The sequence below is a fragment of the Saccharopolyspora sp. NPDC047091 genome (assembly GCF_040643635.1).
Classification (GTDB): domain Bacteria; phylum Actinomycetota; class Actinomycetes; order Mycobacteriales; family Pseudonocardiaceae; genus Saccharopolyspora_C.
In genome coordinates, this window is the sequence record NZ_JBEYUS010000001.1 from 157,580 (window position 1) to 177,357 (window position 19,778).

At 69.7% G+C, this 19,778-nt stretch carries 21 protein-coding genes, 3 tRNA genes and 1 pseudogene; 23 read left to right on the top strand and 2 right to left on the bottom strand.

The window, feature by feature from the left end:
• Nucleotides 1-129 precede the first annotated feature (129 nt).
• From ABZ805_RS00800 to ABZ805_RS00820, 5 genes are all read left to right on the top strand, one after another.
• Nucleotides 130-202 (top strand) — tRNA-Thr (locus ABZ805_RS00800).
• An 88-nt stretch (nt 203-290) separates the two neighbouring features.
• A tRNA-Met gene (locus ABZ805_RS00805) sits at nt 291-366 on the top strand.
• Nucleotides 367-433: 67 nt separating this feature from the next.
• Nucleotides 434-598, top strand: coding sequence for a 50S ribosomal protein L33 (rpmG, locus tag ABZ805_RS00810; RefSeq protein ID WP_358432516.1), 165 nt, complete (start codon nt 434-436; stop codon nt 596-598).
• 106 nt (nt 599-704) lie between these two features.
• The gene (locus ABZ805_RS00815) at nt 705-1,169 is read left to right on the top strand and encodes a MaoC family dehydratase N-terminal domain-containing protein (protein ID WP_224956908.1); all 465 of its coding nucleotides are present in this window, start codon (nt 705-707) and stop codon (nt 1,167-1,169) included.
• A complete protein-coding gene (locus ABZ805_RS00820) occupies nt 1,166-1,591 on the top strand; it encodes a MaoC family dehydratase (protein ID WP_358432518.1) in 426 nt (141 codons plus the stop codon). The genes ABZ805_RS00815 and ABZ805_RS00820 overlap by 4 nt, the downstream gene beginning before the upstream one ends.
• A 160-nt stretch (nt 1,592-1,751) precedes the next feature.
• Here ABZ805_RS00820 and ABZ805_RS00825 read toward each other — a convergent pair whose 3' ends face one another.
• On the bottom strand, nt 1,752-2,990 hold the full coding sequence (locus tag ABZ805_RS00825) for a pyridoxal phosphate-dependent aminotransferase (protein WP_358432520.1): 1,239 nt from the start codon (nt 2,988-2,990) through the stop codon (nt 1,752-1,754).
• A gap of 201 nt (nt 2,991-3,191) precedes the next feature.
• Here ABZ805_RS00825 and ABZ805_RS00830 point away from each other — a divergent pair.
• From ABZ805_RS00830 to rplA, 5 genes are all read left to right on the top strand, one after another.
• Nucleotides 3,192-3,264 (top strand) — tRNA-Trp (locus tag ABZ805_RS00830).
• Nucleotides 3,265-3,297: 33 nt separating this feature from the next.
• On the top strand, nt 3,298-3,687 hold the full coding sequence (gene secE / locus ABZ805_RS00835; RefSeq protein ID WP_358432522.1) for a preprotein translocase subunit SecE: 390 nt from the start codon (nt 3,298-3,300) through the stop codon (nt 3,685-3,687).
• Between the two features lie 82 nt (nt 3,688-3,769).
• On the top strand, nt 3,770-4,678 hold the full coding sequence (gene nusG / locus ABZ805_RS00840) for a transcription termination/antitermination protein NusG (protein WP_358432524.1): 909 nt from the start codon (nt 3,770-3,772) through the stop codon (nt 4,676-4,678).
• 170 nt (nt 4,679-4,848) lie between these two features.
• Entirely contained in the window at nt 4,849-5,283 is a 435-nt protein-coding gene (gene rplK / locus ABZ805_RS00845; RefSeq protein WP_358432526.1) for a 50S ribosomal protein L11, read from the top strand.
• Between the two features lie 72 nt (nt 5,284-5,355).
• Nucleotides 5,356-6,069 carry a 50S ribosomal protein L1 gene (rplA, locus tag ABZ805_RS00850; protein ID WP_358432528.1) on the top strand — a complete coding sequence of 238 codons (714 nt, stop codon included), beginning with the start codon at nt 5,356-5,358 and terminating at the stop codon, nt 6,067-6,069.
• 58 nt (nt 6,070-6,127) lie between these two features.
• Here rplA and ABZ805_RS00855 read toward each other — a convergent pair whose 3' ends face one another.
• On the bottom strand, nt 6,128-6,967 hold the full coding sequence (locus ABZ805_RS00855) for a hypothetical protein (protein ID WP_358432530.1): 840 nt from the start codon (nt 6,965-6,967) through the stop codon (nt 6,128-6,130).
• 362 nt (nt 6,968-7,329) lie between these two features.
• Between ABZ805_RS00855 and rplJ the strand changes: the two genes are divergently transcribed.
• The 13 genes and pseudogenes from rplJ to ABZ805_RS00920 form a co-directional block, all read left to right on the top strand.
• Nucleotides 7,330-7,857 carry a 50S ribosomal protein L10 gene (gene rplJ, locus ABZ805_RS00860; RefSeq protein ID WP_358432532.1) on the top strand — a complete coding sequence of 176 codons (528 nt, stop codon included), beginning with the start codon at nt 7,330-7,332 and terminating at the stop codon, nt 7,855-7,857.
• Nucleotides 7,858-7,953: 96 nt separating this feature from the next.
• Entirely contained in the window at nt 7,954-8,340 is a 387-nt protein-coding gene (gene rplL / locus ABZ805_RS00865; RefSeq protein WP_266087469.1) for a 50S ribosomal protein L7/L12, read from the top strand.
• A gap of 489 nt (nt 8,341-8,829) precedes the next feature.
• Nucleotides 8,830-9,882 (top strand): annotated as a pseudogene (locus ABZ805_RS00870) (ATP-binding cassette domain-containing protein); the annotation flags it as partial.
• Between the two features lie 305 nt (nt 9,883-10,187).
• Entirely contained in the window at nt 10,188-11,000 is an 813-nt protein-coding gene (locus tag ABZ805_RS00875) for an ABC transporter permease (RefSeq protein ID WP_225043659.1), read from the top strand.
• A gap of 6 nt (nt 11,001-11,006) precedes the next feature.
• Complete coding sequence (locus ABZ805_RS00880; protein WP_358432535.1) at nt 11,007-11,846, top strand: ABC transporter permease; 840 nt, start codon at nt 11,007-11,009, stop codon at nt 11,844-11,846.
• A complete protein-coding gene (locus tag ABZ805_RS00885; protein WP_358432537.1) occupies nt 11,843-13,198 on the top strand; it encodes an MCE family protein in 1,356 nt (451 codons plus the stop codon). Before ABZ805_RS00880 ends, ABZ805_RS00885 begins: the two co-directional genes overlap by 4 nt.
• A 2-nt stretch (nt 13,199-13,200) precedes the next feature.
• Nucleotides 13,201-14,220 (top strand): MCE family protein, encoded by a 1,020-nt coding sequence (locus ABZ805_RS00890; protein ID WP_358432725.1) that lies wholly within the window; start codon nt 13,201-13,203, stop codon nt 14,218-14,220.
• Nucleotides 14,217-15,197: an MCE family protein gene (locus ABZ805_RS00895; RefSeq protein ID WP_358432539.1), complete on the top strand. Its 981-nt coding sequence runs from the start codon at nt 14,217-14,219 to the stop codon at nt 15,195-15,197. The genes ABZ805_RS00890 and ABZ805_RS00895 overlap by 4 nt, the downstream gene beginning before the upstream one ends.
• Nucleotides 15,194-16,417: an MCE family protein gene (locus ABZ805_RS00900; RefSeq protein WP_358432541.1), complete on the top strand. Its 1,224-nt coding sequence runs from the start codon at nt 15,194-15,196 to the stop codon at nt 16,415-16,417. The genes ABZ805_RS00895 and ABZ805_RS00900 overlap by 4 nt, the downstream gene beginning before the upstream one ends.
• Nucleotides 16,414-17,619 carry an MCE family protein gene (locus ABZ805_RS00905; protein WP_358432543.1) on the top strand — a complete coding sequence of 402 codons (1,206 nt, stop codon included), beginning with the start codon at nt 16,414-16,416 and terminating at the stop codon, nt 17,617-17,619. The genes ABZ805_RS00900 and ABZ805_RS00905 overlap by 4 nt, the downstream gene beginning before the upstream one ends.
• The gene (locus ABZ805_RS00910; protein ID WP_358432545.1) at nt 17,619-18,725 is read left to right on the top strand and encodes an MlaD family protein; all 1,107 of its coding nucleotides are present in this window, start codon (nt 17,619-17,621) and stop codon (nt 18,723-18,725) included. The genes ABZ805_RS00905 and ABZ805_RS00910 overlap by 1 nt, the downstream gene beginning before the upstream one ends.
• Before the next feature lie 35 nt (nt 18,726-18,760).
• Nucleotides 18,761-19,315, top strand: a complete 555-nt coding sequence (locus tag ABZ805_RS00915; RefSeq protein ID WP_358432547.1) for a hypothetical protein — start codon at nt 18,761-18,763, stop codon at nt 19,313-19,315.
• Between the two features lie 46 nt (nt 19,316-19,361).
• The coding region (locus tag ABZ805_RS00920; RefSeq protein ID WP_358432549.1) for a hypothetical protein at nt 19,362-19,778 on the top strand (417 nt) is incomplete at its 3' end.

Consider the following 19,778-nt stretch of genomic DNA (forward strand, 5'->3'; position numbering starts at 1 on the left):
CCGCAGCGCGCGGATTCCGGCTCCTGCGGCGAAGAAGTGGTCGCTGAGCTGGGAATACCTCGAAAGGGGACCCCCGTCGCAAGGCCGGTTCGGCGGGTGTGTAAAGTTCTAATCGCTCCGCAAGGACATGCCCCAATAGCTCAGTCGGCAGAGCGTCTCCATGGTAAGGAGAAGGTCTACGGTTCGATTCCGTATTGGGGCTCGGAAAACAGTCGCGGTGCTCGGGTATCTGGGTGCTGCGGCTGTTTTGCATGAGGTAACCTCGGTGAAGAACCTGTCAGGTTGTCCTCGGCGGTGTAGCTCAGTCGGTAGAGCAAGCGGCTCATAATCGCTGTGTCGTCGGTTCAAGTCCGGCCACCGCTACCACTTCGGTTCGCCCACGCCTGTCGAGCGAGCCTCCTAGGACGCAGTACGAGAGAGGAAGGGCACCTCCGTGGCAGCCACCGACGTTCGCCCCAAGATCACCTTGGCCTGCGAGGAGTGCAAGAACCGCAACTACATCACCAACAAGAACCGGCGCAACGACCCGGACCGCTTGGCGATGAAGAAGTTCTGCTCCCACTGCGGTACGCACCGCACCCACAAGGAGACTCGCTGACCACAGCGCTCCCGACGGACTCGGAGAACCCGCCCGGCCTGCTGGCCGCGGCGGGTTCTTCGCGTCTGGTGCCGATGTCCGCCGGCGCGGTCGGTAGCCTGCGCTGGTGCCGCTAGACCAGTCATTCATCGGACGTGAATACCCGCCCACGGAGCCCTACGAGGTCGGCCGGGAGAAGATCCGCGAGTTCGCCGACGCGATCAAGGACTCCTCCCCGCTGCACCGCGACGCGGCGGCCGCGCAGGCCGCCGGGCATCCGGACGTGATCGCCCCGCCGACGTTCGCGGTGATCCTCTCGATGCGCGCGCACGACGCGGTGGTGGCCGACTCGGCGCTCGGGCTGGACTACAGCAAGGTCGTGCACGGCAACCAGCGCTTCACCCACCACCGCCCGATCCGGGCCGGGGACGTGCTGCGCACCTCGGTGGTCGTGGACGACATCAAGGCCCGCGCGGGCAACGACTTCCTCACGGTGCGCGCCGAGATCGCCACCGCGGACGGCGAGCCGGTGTGCACCGCGATCTCCACGCTAGTGGCGCGCGGCACGGCAGAACAGGGGGAGCAGGCATGACGGTGCGGCTGTCCGAGCTGTCCAAGGGCGACGAGCTGCCCGCGCTGAGCGTCGCGGTGACCCGCGAGGACCTGGTGCGGTACGCGGGGGCGTCCGGGGACTTCAACCGGATCCACTGGAACGAGCGGTTCGCCACCGAGGTCGGGCTGCCCGACGTGATCGCGCACGGCATGTTCACGATGGCGCTGGCCGGTCGGCTGGTGTCCGAGTGGACCGGCGATCCGGCGGCCATCGTGGACTGCTCGGTGCGGTTCACCCGGCCCGTGGTGGTCCCGGACGACGGGGTCGGGGCGCGGGTGGAGCTGAGCGGCAAGGTGTCCGCGGTGAACGAGGACGGCACCGCGAAGGTGCTCATCACGGCCCGCAGCGACGACCAGTCGGTCCTCGGCGGCGCCAACGCCGTCGTGCGGTTGCCGGAATAGCGGCTGATCGGCTCCGGGCGGTGCTGCGAGCGCGGCCCGGTGGTCTTGGGAGGATCTTGGCCCACGCGGGGCCCTGGGGGCGGCTCAGCCCTCGTGGCGGGCCCCGCGCGGAGCTCGGCCCACCGGGGCGGTCGGGTGACCGCCCCGGGAACGGCCTAGTTCACTTCGCCTCGCCGAGCAGATCGGCGACGCGCTGCACACCGGCCACGAGGTCCTCGTCGCCGAGCGCGTAGGAGAGCCGGAAGTAGCCGGGGGTGCCGAAGGCCTCACCGGGCACCACGGCGACCTCGGCCTGCTCCAGCACGAGCTCGGCGAGCTCCGCGCTGGTCTTCGGCCGCACGCCGCGGATCTCCTTGCCCAGCAGTTCCTGCACCGACGGGTACGCGTAGAACGCGCCCTCCGGCTCCGGGCAGGTCACGCCCGGGATCGCCGAGAGCATCTCGACGATGGTGCGGCGGCGCCGGTCGAACGCGGCGCGCATGTCGGCGACCGCGTCCAGCGACCCGGTCACCGCCGCCAGCGCGGCCCGCTGCGACACGTTCGCCACGTTCGACGACAGGTGCGACTGCAGGTTCGCGGCGGCCTTGATCACATCCTTCGGCCCGATCATCCAGCCGACCCGCCAGCCGGTCATCGCGTAGGTCTTGGCGACGCCGTTGAGGATCACGCAGGTGTCGGCGAGCTCCGGGACCTGCGCGGCGATCGAGACGTGCTCGGCGTCGCCGTAGACCAGGTGCTCGTAGATCTCGTCGGTGATGACCCAGACCCCGTTGCGCACGGCCCACTCGCCGATGGCGCGGACCTGCTCCGGCGGGTACACCGCGCCGGTCGGGTTGGACGGGGAGTTGAACAGCAGGACCTTGGTGCGCGAGGTGCGCGCGGCCTCCAGCTGCTCGACGCTCGCCAGGAACCCGGTGGTGTCGTCGGTGGGCACCACGACCGGCACGCCCCCGGCGAGCTCGATCGCCTCCGGGTAGGTCGTCCAGTACGGCGCGGGCAGCAGCACCTCGTCGCCCGGGTCGAGCAGCGTGGCGAACGCCTGGTAGACGGCTTGCTTGCCGCCGTTGGTGACCAGGACCTGGCTCGGGTCGACGGTCAGCCCGGAGTCGCGCAGGGTCTTCGCCGCGATCGCCTCCCGCAGCTCCGGCAGGCCCGCGGCGGGGCTGTACCGGTGGTTGCGCGGGTCGGCGCAGGCCGCGACGGCGGCGTCCACGATGGGCTGCGGGGTGGGGAAGTCGGGCTCGCCTGCGCCGAAGCCGATGACGGGCCGGCCGGCCGCCTTGAGCGCTTTCGCCTTCGAGTCGACCGCGAGCGTCGCGGACTCGCTGATGCCGCCGACGCGGGCGGACACGCGCCGCTTCGAAGTGCCTGTCTCGGACTGGTCCACTGGTGCTGACATGGGAACATCTTCGCAGAGCGCGAACCGGACCGGCACGCTCCCCGCCTCGGCGTTCGCCGTTATGGGACCGCCTGTGCGGGAGCTGCGGGGCGATCCCGTACACTTCCCGTCTTGGGATGCCGGTACACCCGCACCCGAACTCGGCGTCGGCCGGATTCGGGGCTGGCGTATGGTGTGTTCCGACGCGGCCGACGGTCGCGAAGGGGTGTAGCTCAATTGGCAGAGCAGCGGTCTCCAAAACCGCAGGTTGCAGGTTCGAGTCCTGTCACCCCTGCGTCGATGCACACGGTGAGCGGAGGAAGCAGGCGTGAGCGACGACCGCGAGCAGGGGCCGGACGAGCAGCATGATGCCGCTCAGCCCTCCAGCGCCGCCGCACGACGCGAGCGTCGCGCCTCCCGCGCTTCCGCCCGGCAGGGCGGTGCGGATGGGCCGGAATCCGGTGCTACCCGCACAACTGAGTCGAAGGGCCGGCCGACTCCGTCGCGAGACGGCAAGAAGGGCCGGGTCTCGCCGTTCCGCAAGGCGTGGCGCTTCGTGCGCGAGGTGGTCGCCGAGCTGCGCAAGGTCATCTGGCCGACACGCCGGGCGCTGATCACCTACACGCTGGTGGTGCTCGTGTTCGTCAGCATTCTGGTGGCGTTCGTCGCCGGCCTGGACGTGCTGTTCGCCAAGGGCGTGCTCTGGTTGTTCGGCTGAGCGCCACGGCCCGCGGCGAACAGCGGGCCGCTGTCGCGCCATCGACCCGGCGCATAACGCACGAGAGGAAGCGAGAGCCACTGTGACCTCAGGAGACGGGACCTCCCACGAGGACCAGGAGTTGACCGGCCGGACCGGTGCGCCGGCCGAGGCCGAGGTGTCGGCGGTGGCCGACGACGTCGACTCCGCTCGCGGCGCCGACTCCGGCGAGGACACCGGTTCGACCACCGGCGCCGACGAGGAGAACTCGGCGGACGACGCGGTGACCGACGAAGCGGCCGAGTCCGCGGCGTCCACCGAGGACGACGCCGAAGCCGCAGCCGACGAAGCCGACGCCGCAGCCGACGACGCTGAAGAAGCCGAAGAAGAGGCCGAGGTCGACCCGGTCGAGGAGCTGCGCGCCGCGCTGCGCCGCGCTCCGGGCGAGTGGTACGTCGTGCACTCGTACGCCGGCTACGAGAACAAGGTCAAGACCAACCTGGAGACCCGCGCCCAGACGCTGGACGTCGAGGACTTCATCTTCCAGGTCGAGGTGCCCACCGAAGAGGTCACCGAGATCAAGAACGGCCAGCGCAAGCTGGTGCAGCGCAAGGTGCTGCCCGGCTACATCCTGGTTCGCATGGAGCTCAACGACGCCTCGTGGAGCGCGGTCCGCAACACCCCGGGCGTCACCGGGTTCATCGGTGCGACCTCGCAGCCCTCGCCGCTGAGCATCAACGACGTGCTGAAGTTCCTCGCGCCGCAGGCGGAGAAGGAAGCGAAGCCGGAGCAGGGCAAGAAGTCCGCCCAGCCCGCCGCGTCCGCGAAGCCCTCGGTCGAGGTCGACTTCGAGGTCGGCGAGTCGATCACCGTCATGGACGGTCCGTTCGCCACGCTGCCCGCGACGATCAGCGAGGTCAACGCCGACAACCAGAAGCTCAAGGTGCTGGTGTCGATCTTCGGCCGGGAGACTCCGGTCGAGCTGTCGTTCAACCAGGTTTCCAAGATCTGACCGGTTCCCCGGAAGCCCGGCGACGGGCCGACGAGGGGATTCCGGCGGCCGCGGCAGGCTCTGGCAGGACCTGCCGCGGGAACGGGCGACGCCACCGTCGTGGTCCCCGCCCGTGCCCGGCCCGTCCTCGGGTCGGGCGAACGGACACCGAAGACACTAGGAAGCTAGAGATGCCGCCCAAGAAGAAGAAGCTCGCAGCGATCATCAAGCTGCAAATCTCGGCAGGCCAGGCGAACCCGGCTCCGCCCGTCGGCCCCGCGCTGGGCCAGCACGGCGTGAACATCATGGAGTTCTGCAAGGCCTACAACGCCGCCACGGAGAGCCAGCGCGGCGACGTGGTGCCGGTCGAGATCTCCGTGTTCGAAGACCGCTCCTTCACCTTCAACCTGAAGACCCCGCCGGCGGCGAAGCTGCTGCTGAAGGCCGCGGGTGTGCAGAAGGGCAGCGGCGAGCCGCACAAGTCCAAGGTCGGCAAGGTCACCGCGGACCAGGTCCGCGAGATCGCGCAGACCAAGATGGTCGACCTCAACGCCAAGGACCTCGACCAGGCCTCGAAGATCATCGCCGGCACCGCCCGGTCGATGGGTCTGACCGTCGAAGGCTGACGAACCGGCACGTGTGGGAGGGCTCGCGCAGCCCTACGCGACCACGACTGATCCACCTTTTAAGGACAGAGAATGACTAAGCGCAGCAAGGCATATCAGCAGGCCGCCGAGCTGGTCGACCGCGCGCGGCTGTACGCGCCGCTGGAGGCCGTCGAGCTGGCCAAGAAGACCGCCAAGGTCAAGATGGACCCCACCGTCGAGGTGGCCCTGCGTCTGGGCGTCGACCCGCGCAAGGCCGACCAGATGGTCCGCGGGACCGTGAACCTGCCGCACGGCACTGGCAAGACCGTCCGGGTCATCGTGTTCGCCACCGGGGACAAGGCCGCTGAGGCCGAAGCCGCCGGCGCGGACGCGGTCGGCTCCGAAGACCTCATCGAGCGCATCCAGGGCGGCTGGCTCGACTTCGACGCGGCGATCGCCACCCCGGACCAGATGGCGAAGGTCGGCAAGATCGCGCGAGTCCTCGGGCCGCGCGGCCTCATGCCGAACCCGAAGACCGGCACCGTCACCCCGAACGTGACGAAGGCCGTCTCGGAGATCAAGGGCGGCAAGATCAGCTTCCGGGTGGACAAGCAGGCCAACCTGCACCTGGTGATCGGCAAGGCCTCGTTCGACACCACGCAGCTGGTGGAGAACTACGCGGCCGCGCTGGACGAGATCCTGCGTGCGAAGCCGTCCACCTCGAAGGGCCGCTACGTCAAGAAGATCACCTTCACGACGACGATGGGCCCCGGCATCCCGGTGGACCCGAGCGTGACCCGGAACCTCACCGAGGCTCCCGCCTGACGCGGACTTCCGCTGCGAGCGGGCCGTCCCCTTCCGGGGGCGGCCCGCTTTCGCGTTCTCAGGAGCAGGCCGCGGGCTGGTAGTTGTCGATCTGCCAGCCGCCGTTGGGCTGGCGGGACATGCTGAACTTCCCCAGCGGCGGGCCGCCGGAGACGCTCAGCGCGCACGAGTCGACGACGGCGCCGGTATCGCTCTCCTCGATGACGTCGTTGGTGAAGCGCGGGCTGCTGAACGAGCTCGGCTCGGTGACCTGCTCGTGCGCCTTGGCCGCCGCGGCCGCGCAGTCGGGGGTCTGGGAGTAGTAGGCGAAGGCGCTGCCGCCCTCCGGGGTGAACAGCGCGCAGGCCTGCTCGGGCTGGTGCGCGATGTAGCCGTAGAAGGCGCGGACGACCCGTTGCGGCGACGGCGGGGTGACGGGCGCGGCGCCCGGGGGAGTGCCGCCGGTGCCACCGCCGCCTCCGCCACCACCGGTGACGCCGCCGAGCAGCTTGGACAGCAGCCAGAACAGCAGTGCCACCACGAGCACCACCGTGATGAGCAGGAACAGCAGCCGCCCGAGCAACGGCCGGAGCAGCGACCACAGCAGTCCCAGCGCCTTCTTCCACCACGGCCTGCCCTGCGGCGGCTGCGGAGAGGTGGGCTGGGTCGCGGCGGGCTGCGGTGGCGGCGCGCCCTGGGCGCCGGTGCCGTCCTGCTGCCGCTGCCATTCCTGGAACTTCTGGAACTCCCGGAAGCGCTGGTACTCCTCGTACTGCCGGGTCTGCTCGTCGTCCGGGGCGGGCGCGTTCACCGGCGGGGTGCGCGGCGGCTCCGGCACGAGTTCGGCGTCCACCACGTCGGGGGTCGCGTCGGGGCGGGGGGATCGGTCGTCGCGGTGCGACTCGTTCGGGTCGGCCACGCCTGACATCTTGCCGTGCCGGGCAAGGGTGCTGATCGTCCCGCGCCGCGCTCGGCGCGCCCGCCCGCGACCTGCGGGGGTGCCGGTCGGGCGGGCTCGGGGGTGCAGTACTCTGATGGCAGTTCCACCCAAGACCGCTGGTCTTTCCGCGCGTCGTTCGCGATGTGCGGAAACGAAGGTCCCGTTGCGATGCGGGCGGCCCGCGCAGGAGGACGTGGCCGCACCCGAGCGCGCATGCGCGCCGGTGCTGAGTTTCCGCCCCGTGCCTGCTGCGCCGGGGCGTTTTTCGTCTCCTCGGGATCGTCAACCGGCTACGAATCCGCTTTCGCAGGATTCCGAGTCGATCGAAGAGAGGAGGCGACATGGCAAAGCCGGAGAAGGTCGACGCGGTCGAAGAGATCGCTTCGCGGTTCAACACCGCGACCACCACCGTGGTGACCGAGTACCGCGGGCTGTCCATGGCGCAGCTGGGGCAGCTGCGCACCGCCCTGGGCGAGGGCACGACCTACCGGGTCGCGAAGAACACGCTCGTCAAGCGGGCCGCCGAGCAGTCCGGGGTCGAAGGCCTCGACGACCTGTTCGTGGGCCCCACCGCGATCGCCTTCATCGAGGGCGAGCCGGTGGACGCGGCGAAGGCGCTCCGCGATTTCGCGAAGGACAACCAGGCCCTGGTCATCAAGGGCGGCTACATGGACGGCCGCGCGATCTCGGTTTCCGAGGTCGAGCGGATCGCCGACCTGGACTCGCGCGAGGTCACGCTGTCCAAGCTGGCCGGCGCGCTGAAGGGCAAGCTGACCCAGACCGCAGGCCTGTTCGCCGCTCCGGCGTCCCAGGTCGCGCGCCTGGCCGCCGCGCTGCAGGAGAAGAAGGGCGCCGAGTCGGACTCCTGATCCGTCCCGGCCCGGAACGCTGCGCGCGCGCCGGGATTCCGCCCGCACATCGCACCCGTTCGCCGAGGCGGACGCAGATCTGAAAGGAACGCCGTCATGGCCAAGCTGAGCAACGACGAGCTGCTGGACGTCTTCAAGGAAATGACGCTGCTGGAGCTCTCCGAGTTCGTCAAGCAGTTCGAGGAGACCTTCGACGTCACCGCCGCCGCCCCGGTCGCGGCCGTGGCCGCCCCCGCCGCCGGTGGCGCTGCCGCCGAGGCCGAGGAGCAGGACGAGTTCGACGTCGTCCTCGAGGACGCCGGCGACAAGAAGATCCAGGTCATCAAGGTCGTCCGCGAGGTCGTCTCCGGTCTGGGCCTGAAGGAGGCCAAGGAGCTCGTCGAGGGCGCCCCGAAGGCCCTCCTGGAGAAGGTCGACAAGGAGAAGGCCAACGAGGCCAAGGCCAAGCTGGAGGAGTCCGGCGCCAAGATCTCCCTGAAGTGATCTCGCGCCGCCCGGGCACCGCTCACGCGGTGTCACGGGCGGCACGCACTTCCGCCGCGAAGCGGAGTGGTCCACGAAGGACTCCGAGGCGGTCCGCGAATCGATCGGATAACGATCGTCGCGGGAGATCCGTGCACTGGATCTCCAGATCCGCCCGGCCGACCGGGAAAAGATCATTCCGCGAGTGGTACGAGAAGGCGGGCACCCACCCCGGGTGCCCGCCTTTTTGCGTTCCGTGCACATTTCATTGATCTTTTCGGTCTGCGAAACGATGAATCCGGACAGTTCGGAACAGTTCGCGTCGCGCTCTGGGAATCCAACTGAACTCGTGAGTAACCTGTGCGCGTCTCGCTCGTTGCATAGGTGTGACGCTCCTGACGTCGGTTAGTCGAGTCACATATGCGAGGCTCCCCGTTCGGGTGCGCTACTGCACCTGGCGGAGTGATGCCAGCGAGTAACGCGGCCAACGAAGGAACGCGGAGGTGCCGGATGGGTGTCGAGGTCAGGGTCGAGGGCTTGTCCAAGTCCTTCGGCGCGCAGACCATCTGGCGGGATGTGACGCTGACCCTCCCGACCGGTGAGATCAGCGTCCTGCTGGGGCCGTCGGGCACCGGCAAGTCGGTCTTCCTGAAGTCCTTGGTGGGCCTGCTCAAACCGGAGCAGGGCAAGGTGCTCATCGACGGCGTCGACGTCTGCGACTGCGCGGAGAAGGATCTCTACGAGATCCGGAAGCTGTTCGGGGTGCTGTTCCAGGACGGCGCGCTGTTCGGCTCGATGAACCTCTACGACAACATCGCCTTCCCGCTGCGCGAGCACACCCGGAAGAACGAGTCCGAGGTGCGCCAGGTCGTGATGGAGAAGATGGAGATGGTCGGCCTGCTCGGTGCCGAGACCAAGCTCCCGGGCGAGATCTCCGGCGGTATGCGCAAGCGCGCCGGACTGGCCAGAGCACTGGTGCTGGACCCGGAGATCCTGCTGTTCGACGAGCCGGACTCGGGCCTGGACCCGGTGCGGACGGCCTACCTGAACCAGCTGATCGTGGACCTGAACGCGCAGATCGACGCGACCTGCCTGATCGTCACGCACGACATCAACACGGCCCGCACGGTGCCGGACAACATCGGGATGCTGTTCCGCCGCAACCTGGTGATGTACGGGCCGCGGGAAGTCCTGCTGACCTCGACGGAACCGGTGGTGGAGCAGTTCCTCAACGGCCGCAGGCAGGGCCCGATCGGGATGAGCGAGGAGAAGGACGCCGGGCAGGCGGCCGCCGAGCTCGCCGAGCTGCGCGGGGAGCAGGGCGTCCCGCACATCATGCCGCAGCTGGAGGCGACGCCCGGCCTGCCGGAGCGCACCGCGGTGCGGCGCAGGCAGGACCGGGTGATGGCGAACCTGGGCTCGCTGACCCCGTCGGCGCAGCAGGAGATCTTCAAGAGCCTCACCCCGCAGGAGCGGGAGCGCTACGGGATCCGCGAAGGCTCCCCGGCGCCGGCGGTCTCGCGCAGCGGCACCCTGCCGCAGGGCGACGTGGCGCAGGTCCCGCAGCAGCCCGCGGCGGCCGCGCAGCAGGCGCCGCAACGTCCGGCGACCCCGGACCGGCAGAACCAGGCCGCCCAGAGCCAGGCTGCCCAGAACCAGGCTGCCCAGAACCAGGCGAGGCACGCCGCGCCGCAGAACCCGGCGCCCGCCCCGCAGGGCAAGCCCGCCCAACCCGGACACGGGGCGTCCCGGCCCTCGCCGCGGCCCCGGCCGCGCGGAGAACCGCCGCTGCAGTCCGGATTCCAGCCCGATGACGAACCGGTGAGCGCGCGCCGCCGCTGGTTCGGACGCCGCAAAGGTGGTGAGCAGTGAGCGCACCGCCCACGCGATCGCGGGCGAGCAGCGCACGATCCTTCCCGGGATCGGGAGCATTGCGCGAGACAGGCCGATTGTTCGCACTGGGACTGGACGTGGTCCGGTCCATCCCGAGCCGGCCGTTCCAGTTCCGTGAGTTCATCCAGCAGTGCTGGTTCATCGCCAGCGTGACCATCCTGCCCACCGCGCTGGTGGCGATCCCGTTCGGCGCGGTCATCGCGCTGCAACTGGGTTCGCTGACCCGCCAGATCGGTGCCCAGTCGTTCACCGGCGGCGCGAGCGTGCTGGCGATCATCCAGCAGGCGAGCCCGATCGTGACGGCGCTGCTGATCGCCGGTGCCGGTGGTTCGGCGATCTGCGCCGACCTCGGTTCGCGGAAGATCCGCGACGAGATCGACGCCATGGAGGTGCTCGGCGTCTCCGTGGTGCAGCGCCTGGTGGTGCCGCGGGTGCTGGCGGCGATCCTGGTCGCGGTGCTGCTCAACGGCATGGTGAGCGTCGTCGGCGTGCTCGGCGGCTACTTCTTCAACGTGATCATGCAGGGCGGGACGCCCGGCGCCTACATGGCGAGCTTCAACGCGCTGGCGCAGCTGCCGGACGTGTGGATCAGCGAGCTGAAGGCGCTGATCTTCGGCTTCCTGGCCGGTGTGGTGGCCGCCTACCGCGGGCTGAACCCGCCGCCCGGGCCGAAGGGCGTGGGCGATGCGGTCAACCAGGCCGTGGTGATCACCTTCCTGCTGCTGTTCGCGGTGAACTTCATCCTGACCACGATCTACCTCCAGGTCGTGCCGCCCAAGGGGATGTGAGCGGTCATGACGACGATGACGCAACGCGCCAAGCGCCTGGCCCGGCGACCGCTGGAGGTGCTCGACGATCTGGGCGACCAGATGTCGTTCTACCTGCGGACGCTGGGCTGGATCCCGAAGTCGATCACCCGGTACGCGAAGGAGACGCTGCGGCTGCTGACCGAGGTCAGCTTCGGCAGCGGGGCGCTCGCGGTGATCGGCGGCACGGTCGGCGTGATGATCGGCATGACGCTGTTCACCGGGACCGTGGTGGGCTTGCAGGGCTACGCGGCGCTGAACCAGCTGGGCACCTCGGCGTTCGCCGGGTTCGTCTCGGCCTACTTCAACACCCGCGAGATCGCGCCGCTGGTGGCCGGGCTGGCGCTGTCGGCGACGGTCGGGTCCGGGTTCACCGCGCAGCTCGGCGCGATGCGGATCTCCGACGAGATCGACGCGCTGGAGGTCATGGGCGTGCCGAGCCTGCCGTACCTGGTGACCACGCGGGTGATCGCCGGGTTCGTGGCGGTGGTGCCGCTGTACGTGCTGGGCCTGCTGACCTCGTACCTGGCGGCGCGGACGGTGACGGTGCAGCTGTACGGGCAGTCGGCGGGCACCTACGACCACTACTTCAACCTGTTCCTCCCACCGGAGGACGTGTTGTGGTCCTTCGGGAAGGTGCTGATCTTCAGCGTCGTGGTGATCATGACGCACTGCTACTACGGCTACCGGGCCAGCGGCGGCCCGGCGGGCGTCGGTGTCGCGGTGGGGCGCGCGGTGCGCACGGCGATCGTGACGACGGCGCTGCTCGACTTCTTCCTCAGCCTCGCGATCTGGGGCACCACGACGACGGTTCGGATCACGGGATGAGTACTCGCACGGCACTGTTCACGGTGCGGCGCAGGCTGCTCGGCCTGGCGCTGCTGATGGTCATCGTGCTGTTCCTGGCGTTCTCGATCGCCACCTACCAGCGGGCCTTCCAGTCCACTGTGGACGTGGTGCTGAAGGCGGCGTCCACCGGGAACCAGCTGATGCCGGACTCGGACGTCAAAGCCCGCGGCATGATCATCGGCCGGGTCTCCGAGGTGCGCCCCGTCGACGACGGTGCCGAGCTGCACCTGGCGCTCGAGCCGGACAAGGCGCGGTTGTTGCCCGCGAACGTGTCGGCGCGGTTGTTGCCGCGGACGTTGTTCGGGGAGCGGTACGTGTCGTTGGACGTGCCGGAGCAGGCGTCGTCGGTGCGGTTGGCTTCGGGTGATGTGATCTCGCAGGACCGGACGGCGGCGTCGGTGGAGTTGGAGACGGTGCTGGCGGACACGATGCCGGTGTTGGAGGCGATCCATCCGGATGATCTGGCGGTGACGTTGAATTCGTTGAGCCAGGCGTTGGACGGTCGTGGTGAGTCGATCGGGGACACGATCTCGCGGTTGAACGAGTACGTGGCGGGGTTGAACCCGTCGTTGCCGCAATTGCAGGAGAACCTGCGGCAGTTGGTGGGGGTGGCGGAGACCTACGAGCAGGCGGCGCCGGATGTGCTGGCGGCGTTGGGTGATCTGTCGCAGACCTCGCGGACGCTGGTGGACCAGCAGGAGAACCTGCGCGGGCTCACCTCGCAGCTGACGACCACGTCGAACGACGCGACCGGGTTCCTCGAAGCGAACGGCGACGACCTGATCCGGCTCGGCGAGTCCGCCCGGCCCACCGCCGACGTGCTCGCGAAGTACTCCCCGGCGTTCCCCTGCTTCCTCAAGGGCATGGCCGACTACGTGCCGCTGATCGACCAGGCCTTCGGCGTCGGGACGAAGGAACCGGGCCTGCACATCACGCTGGAGATCGTGCCGCACCGCGGGAAGTACATCCCGAACCAGGACGAGCCGGTGTACGGCGACAAGCGCGGCCCGCGCTGCTACGACTTCGTCAACGGCCCCAAGCCGTTCCCGCAGTACCCGCCGGACGGGCCGCTCAACGACGGCTCGGTGCCGCCGCCCGCGTCCCGCACCGGCACCGACGGCCTGCTGCCCAGCGGCGGTGCTCCCGCGAGCACCACGCCGCAGTCGGCCCCCGCCTCCGACGGCCTCGGAGTGCAGAACTCGCCCGCCGAACGGGACATGGTCTCGACGGTGCTGGCACCCACGATCGGCGAGCCCGCCCAGAACGTGCCCGGCTGGGGCTCGCTGCTGGTCGGCCCGGTCCTGCGCGGAGCGGAGGTGAGCTACCGGTGAACGTGCGCGGCGTCTTCGGACCCCTGGTCAAGTTCGGCATCTTCGTGCTCGTCACGGTGCTGGCGACCGGGGTCCTGGTGATCACCATCGCGAACAACGACCTGCGGTCAGCGGAGGACTACAAGGCCAGGTTCACCGACGCGACCGCCCTCAACGTGGGCGACGAGGTCCGCATCTCGGGCGTCAAGGTCGGCCAGATCGAGGACATCCAGGTGGTGGACCGCCGGACGGCCGAGGTCGAGTTCAGCGTCTCCGAGCGCAAGCTGCCCAAGTCGGTGCAGGCGACGATCAAGTACCGGAACCTCGTCGGCCAGCGCTACCTCGCGCTGGAGCAGGGCGTGGGCGCGCCGAACGACTACCTGCCCGCCGGCGGCACCATCCCGCTCGCGCAGACCAAGCCGGCGCTGGACCTCACCGTGCTGCTCGGCGGGTTCAAACCGCTGTTCCAGGCCCTGTCGCCGAACGACGTGAACAAGCTGTCCTACGAGATCATCCAGGTGCTGCAGGGCGAAGGCGGCACGGTGCAGAGCCTGCTGTCGCACACGGCATCGCTGACCTCCACGCTCGCCGCCAAGGACCAGGTGATCGGCGAGGTCGTCACCAACCTGAACAACGTGCTCGGCACCGTCAACGCCCGCGACGACCAGCTCTCCGGCCTGATCGTGCAGCTCCAGCAGGTCGTGTCCGGGCTGTCCGAGGACCGGGAGTCCATCGGTGACGCCGTGGGCGCGCTGGACGGGCTCACCAACACCACCGCCGGGCTGCTGACGGAGGCGCGACCGCCGCTGCAGCAGGACATCGCCGGGCTCGGCGAACTGTCCAAGAACCTCAACGACAACGAGGACATCACCGAGCGGACCCTCCAGAACATGCCCGACAAGCTGGAGACGATCACGCGCACCGGCACGCACGGCGCCTGGTTCAACTTCTTCCTGTGCGGGCTGTCCGGGAAGGTCGGCATCGGCGACGTCAACATCCCGCTGCCGCTGATGCCCGCGACCCAGCCGAGGTGCCAAGGATGACGTCTTTCCAGAAACGCGATCCGCTCAAGATCGGCATCGCCGGTCTGCTGGTGCTGGTGCTCGGGTTCATCCTCGCGATGAACTTCGAACGGCTGCCGCTGGTCGGCGGCACCAGCTACCAGGCGAACTTCAGCGAGTCCGCCGGGCTGATGCCGGACAACGAGGTCCGGGTCGCCGGGGTGAAGGTCGGCACGGTCAGCTCCGTCGAGCTCGAAGGCGACCACGTGGCCGTCTCGTTCCGGGTCAAGGACGCCTGGATCGGGAACAACACCACCGCCGCCATCAAGATCAAGACTTTGCTGGGGCAGAAGTACCTGGCGCTGGACCCGCGCGGTGACGCGGAGCAGTCCAGTTCGGACCCGATCCCGCTGAACCGCACCATGGCGCCCTACGACGTGATCGAGGCGTTCAGCGGCCTGCAGCGGACCGTCGGCAGCATCGACACCCAGCAGCTCGCCGACAGCTTCCAGACGCTGTCCGACACGTTCTCGGACACCCCCGACGACGTGCGCGGCGCGCTCAACGGGCTGTCCGCGCTGTCCCAGACCATCTCGTCCCGCGACCAGCAGCTCAAGGAACTCCTGGCGAACACGGCGAACGTGTCCCGCACCGTCGCCGACCGCAACGCCGAGTTCGAGAAGCTGCTCGCCGACGGGAACCTGCTGCTGCAGGAGGTCCGGGACCGCCGCGACCAGATCAGCTCGCTGCTCACCGGCACCCGCGCCCTGTCCGCGCAGCTGAGCGGACTCGTCGACGACAACCAGGCGCAGCTCGGACCGACCCTCGCCCAGCTGGACAAGGTCACCAAGATGCTGCAGCGCAACCAGGACAACCTCGACCGCAGCATCGAGGCGTTCGGTCCGTTCACCCGGGTGTTCTCGAACGTGCTCGGCACCGGCCGCTGGTTCGACACCTACATCTGCGGTCTGCTGCCGCCCAGCGTCGGCCCGCTCAACCCGGAGGGCTGCAAGCCATGAGCACCCGGAAACCGCCCCTCACCAGCATGATCGCCATCGCCTGCGCGGTGGCGCTGCTGGCCACCGGTGCCGTGTGGTGGGTGTTCTACGGCGCGAACGAGAAGCGCGTCACCGCGTACTTCACCGCCGCCGTCGGCGTCTACCCCGGCGGGGACGTGCGGATGCTCGGCGTCCCGATGGGCACCGTCGACCAGGTCGAGCCGCACGGGCAGACCGTGAAGGTCACCATGTCGCTGGACCGGGACGTGGACGTGCCCGCCGACGCGAACGCGGTGCTCGTCTCGCCGAGCGTCGTCAGCGACCGGTACGTGCAGCTCGCGCCCGTCTACAAGGGAGGGCCGAAGCTCGCCGACGGCGCCGTCATCCCCAAGGAGCGCACCGCCACCCCCGTCGAGCTCGACGAGGTGTACCGCAGCCTCAACGACATCACCGCGGCCCTCGGGCCGGAGGGCGCGAACAAGGACGGGGCGCTGACCCGGTTGCTCGACACCGGTGCCGCCAACCTCGATGGCACCGGCCAGGCGCTCGCCGACACCCTGCAGCACCTCGGCCAGGCGGGCAGCACGCTGTCGGGCAGCAGCAAGGACCTGTTCGCCACCGTCGACAACCTGCAGCGGTTCACCACCATGCTCAACGACAACGACGACCAGGTGCGCCGGTTCAACACCCAGATGCAGGACGTCAGCGCGCTGCTGGCGGGGGAGCGCGAGGACCTCGGCGCCTCCTTCGCCGAACTCGCCGTCGCGCTCGGCAAGGTCGAGCAGTTCGTGCGGGACAACCGCGGACAGCTCAAGTCCAACGTGGACCAGCTCAACGGCGTCGCCCAGGTGCTGGTGAACCAGAAGGCGGCGCTGTCCGAATCGCTGCGGGACGCGCCGCTCGCGCTGGGCAACCTGCAGAACTCCTACAACGCGGCCTCCGGCACCCTCGACACCCGCGCCGTGATCAACGAGCTGAACGAGCCGCCGCTGGTGGGGGTGTGCAAACTCGTCCGCCAGCCCACCGCCGGGACCCCGCTGCAACTGCCGGACAACGTGCTCGACGCGTGCAACGCGATCCAGCCGGTGCTCGACGGGATCCTGCCGTTCTCCAGCATCGCCGACCTGCTCTCGCAGGCGCAGGGCAACCCGCCCGCGCAGCAGAACGGCGCCGCCACCGGCGACCCGGCGCTGCCGCTCGGCGGCGTCGGTGCCCCGCTCGTCACCGGAGGTGGCCAGTGATCAGCCGCGGAACCCCGGCGCGCGGCGCCGGGAAGGTCCTCGCCCTCGCCACCAGCGCGCTCGTGCTGGTCAGCGGCTGCGGGTTCACCGGCGTCTCCGGGTTACCGCTGCCCGGCGGCGCCGACCTCGGCGACAAGCCCTACCAGGTGAAGGTGCGCTTCGACGACGTGCTCGACCTGGTGCCCAACGCCGGGGTGCGGGTCAACGACGTGCCCGTCGGACGGGTCAGCTCCATCGGGCTCGCCGACCGCTCCTGGGACGCCGAAGCCGTCCTAGAGGTCAACCGGGACGTGAAGCTGCCCGGCAACGCCATCGCCCGGCTCCGCCAGTCCAGCCTGCTCGGCGAGAAGTACGTCGAGCTCGCCGCCCCGCCCGCGCCCGAGGCGCCGCAGGGCGAGCTCATCAACGGCGACGTGATCAGCCTGGACCGCAGCGGCCGCAACCCCGAGGTCGAAGAAGTCCTCGGCGCGCTGTCCCTGCTGCTCAACGGTGGTGGCGTCGCCCAGCTGCAGAACATCACCCGCGAGCTCAACACCGCCCTCGACGGGCGCGAGGGCGACGCCCGCAACCTGCTCGGCAACCTCGACGAGCTCGTCGCCGGGCTCGACGCGCAGCGCGACGACATCACCCGCGCGCTGGACAGCGTCAACCGGCTCTCCGCCAGCCTCGACGCGCAGCGCGGCAACATCGACACCGCGCTGCGCGACCTCGAACCCGGGCTGAAGGTGCTCAACGACCAGCGCACCCAGCTGGTCACCATGTTGCAGTCGCTGGACAAGCTCTCCGGGGTCGCCACCGACGTGGTCAACCGCAGCCAGGACGACCTGGTGCACAACCTGCAGGCGCTGCAGCCGACGCTCGCCCAGCTCGAAGCCGCCGGCGACGACCTGCCGAAGTCCTTCGAGATCCTGCTGACCTACCCGTTCACCGACGGCGCCGTGCAGGGCATCAAGGGCGACTACACCAACCTGTACATCGACGCGGACCTCAACCTCACCAACATCCTCGGCAACCTCGGCCGATCCCGGCAGCCGCTGATCCAGCTGCCGGGCGCTCCGCCGCTGCCGCTGCAACCGCAGCCCCAGCAGCAACCCGGCACCACGGCCCCGCAACCGTCCCCGGCGCCGTCCACCGAGCCGAGCACCGAACCGGAGAAGGACGACGGCGGGCTGCTCGGCTTCCTGTTCGGAGGCGATGACTGATGCTCACGCGCAAAACCCGCCTGCAGGTCATCGCGTTCGTGGTGATCGCGTTCGTCGGCATCGGTTACGCGGGCGCCCGGTACGCCGGGCTGGACCGGCTGCTCGGCCCCCGCGGCTACGTCGTGACCATGAACCTCGCCGACTCCGGCGGCATCTTCGACAACGCCGAGGTCACCTACCGGGGCGTGCCCGTGGGCCGCGTCGGCGAGATGAAGCTGACCTCCGACGGCATCCAGGTGCCGCTGGACATCGAGGCGGGCAACGACCGCATCCCGCGGGACGTCGACGCCGTGGTCACCAACCGGTCCGCCGTCGGCGAGCAGTACGTCGACCTGCGGCCCAAGACCGACTCCGGGCCGTACCTCAAGGACGGGTCGGTCATCCGGAAGCAGGCCACCAGCACGCCGCTGCCGGTCGAAGAGCTCATGACCAACCTGGACGACTTCTCCAAGTCGGTGCCGGAGGACTCGCTGCGCACCGTCGTCGACGAGCTCGGCACCGCGTTCCGCAACAACGGCGGCAACCTGCAGCGGGTGCTCGACACCACCCGCGAGTTCACCACCGAAGCGCAGCAGCACCTGCCGCAGACCCGGAAGCTGCTGGAGGACGGCACCACCGTGCTGGCCACTCAGAACGAGCAGGGCTCCGCGATCCGCTCGTACAGCTCCGACCTGCGGCTGCTGGCCGAGCAGCTGCGCAGCTCCGACCCGGACATCCGCAACCTCATCAAGCAGGCGCCGCCCGCGGCGCGCCAGGTCAGCGGACTGCTCAACGAGACCGGGCCCCAGCTGGGCACGCTGGTGCGGAACCTCACCAGCACCACCGACCTGCTCGCCGCCAACAACGACGGCATCGAGCAGCTGCTGGTGACCTACCCGATGGTCTCCGCGGGCGGTTACAGCGTGGTGCCCGGGGACGGCACCGCCCACTTCGGACTCGCGCTCAACATCTTCGACCCGCTGCCGTGCACGGCCGGTTACGAAGGAACCCAGAAGCGTGCAGGCAACGACCTCGCGCCGACACCGCTGAACTCTGATGCACACTGTGCGGAGCCGCCGGGTAGCCCGATCAACGTACGCGGCGCCCAGAACGCCCCCGGACAGTGAGCCAGCCCGACGGCACCGCGAAACGAGGTGAGCCGATGACCGAGAACGCGGCCGAACCCGGCCCGGAACCCGAGAACCGCCCGACCACGAGACGATCGCGGCCCGTGCTGATCTCCGGGATCGCGCTGGCCGTGGCCCTGGTGGCGGCCCTGGTCACCGGCATCACCTGGGCGGTCGCCGCCAGCAGCGGCAACGCCGCCTTCGCGGCCCAGCGCGACGACGCCCTGCAAGCCGGCACCCAGGCGATCATCAACTTCAACACGCTGGACTTCCACGACGTGCAGCCCGGGCTCGACCTGTGGGAGCGGTCGTCCACCGGACCGCTGCACGAGGACGTGGTGCGCGGGCGGCAGCAGTACGCCGACAGCATCACGCAGGCCAGGACGGTCACCAAGGCGGAGGTGCTCTCCGCCGGGCTCACCGAGCTCAACGACCACGCGGGGAAGGCCCGCATGATCGCGGTGGTCAAGGTGACCGTCACCCCCGACGGCCAGCCGCCCACCGAGAAGCGCAGCCGGTACCAGGCCGAGCTGACCCGCGACGGCCAGGACTGGAAGCTCAGCGTCCTCGGCCCCGTCGCGGTCGGCTGAGCGCCCGAGCAAGCCGCCGAACCCGCAAGCACTAGGAGTGGTCCCCGTGCCCCATCCCCGTCGTCCCGGATCGACGTCGCGGCGGCGCGTCGCAGGTCAGCGCAACCGCACCGGTTCCGGTGCGCAGAACAGCGGTTCCCGGTTCGGGCTGAACCGGCCGGACGAGGAGGCCGCGGCTTCGGCCGCCGGAACCGAGTCGTCCGATGTGGACGGTTCGGCGGCTGGTCCCGATCGCGAGGGCGCCGCAGCCGGATCGGACGTCGCAGCTCAGCACGATGCCGCTGCTGACCAGGGGGCCGCGGGCGGTCCGGACGAAGCCGCGGACCGGGGCTCCGGTGCCGAGCAGGGTTCCGGTGCCGAGCGGACTTCCGGTGCCGAGCAGGGTTCCGGTGCCGAGCGGACTTCCGGTGCCGAGCAGGGTTCCGGTGCCGAGCGGACTTCCGGTGCCGAGCAGGGTTCCGGA

Coding starts and splice junctions, on each gene's coding strand:
- ABZ805_RS00910 (WP_358432545.1), top strand. CDS start 17,619: ATGCTCACGCGCAAAACCCGCCTGCAGGTCATCGCGTTCGTGGTGATC.
- rplK (WP_358432526.1), top strand. CDS start 4,849: ATGCCGCCCAAGAAGAAGAAGCTCGCAGCGATCATCAAGCTGCAAATC.
- ABZ805_RS00900 (WP_358432541.1), top strand. CDS start 15,194: ATGAGCACCCGGAAACCGCCCCTCACCAGCATGATCGCCATCGCCTGC.
- ABZ805_RS00885 (WP_358432537.1), top strand. CDS start 11,843: ATGAGTACTCGCACGGCACTGTTCACGGTGCGGCGCAGGCTGCTCGGC.
- rplL (WP_266087469.1), top strand. CDS start 7,954: ATGGCCAAGCTGAGCAACGACGAGCTGCTGGACGTCTTCAAGGAAATG.
- ABZ805_RS00895 (WP_358432539.1), top strand. CDS start 14,217: ATGACGTCTTTCCAGAAACGCGATCCGCTCAAGATCGGCATCGCCGGT.
- ABZ805_RS00820 (WP_358432518.1), top strand. CDS start 1,166: ATGACGGTGCGGCTGTCCGAGCTGTCCAAGGGCGACGAGCTGCCCGCG.
- rplA (WP_358432528.1), top strand. CDS start 5,356: ATGACTAAGCGCAGCAAGGCATATCAGCAGGCCGCCGAGCTGGTCGAC.
- ABZ805_RS00915 (WP_358432547.1), top strand. CDS start 18,761: ATGACCGAGAACGCGGCCGAACCCGGCCCGGAACCCGAGAACCGCCCG.
- ABZ805_RS00880 (WP_358432535.1), top strand. CDS start 11,007: ATGACGACGATGACGCAACGCGCCAAGCGCCTGGCCCGGCGACCGCTG.
- rplJ (WP_358432532.1), top strand. CDS start 7,330: ATGGCAAAGCCGGAGAAGGTCGACGCGGTCGAAGAGATCGCTTCGCGG.
- ABZ805_RS00825 (WP_358432520.1), bottom strand. CDS start 2,990: ATGTCAGCACCAGTGGACCAGTCCGAGACAGGCACTTCGAAGCGGCGC.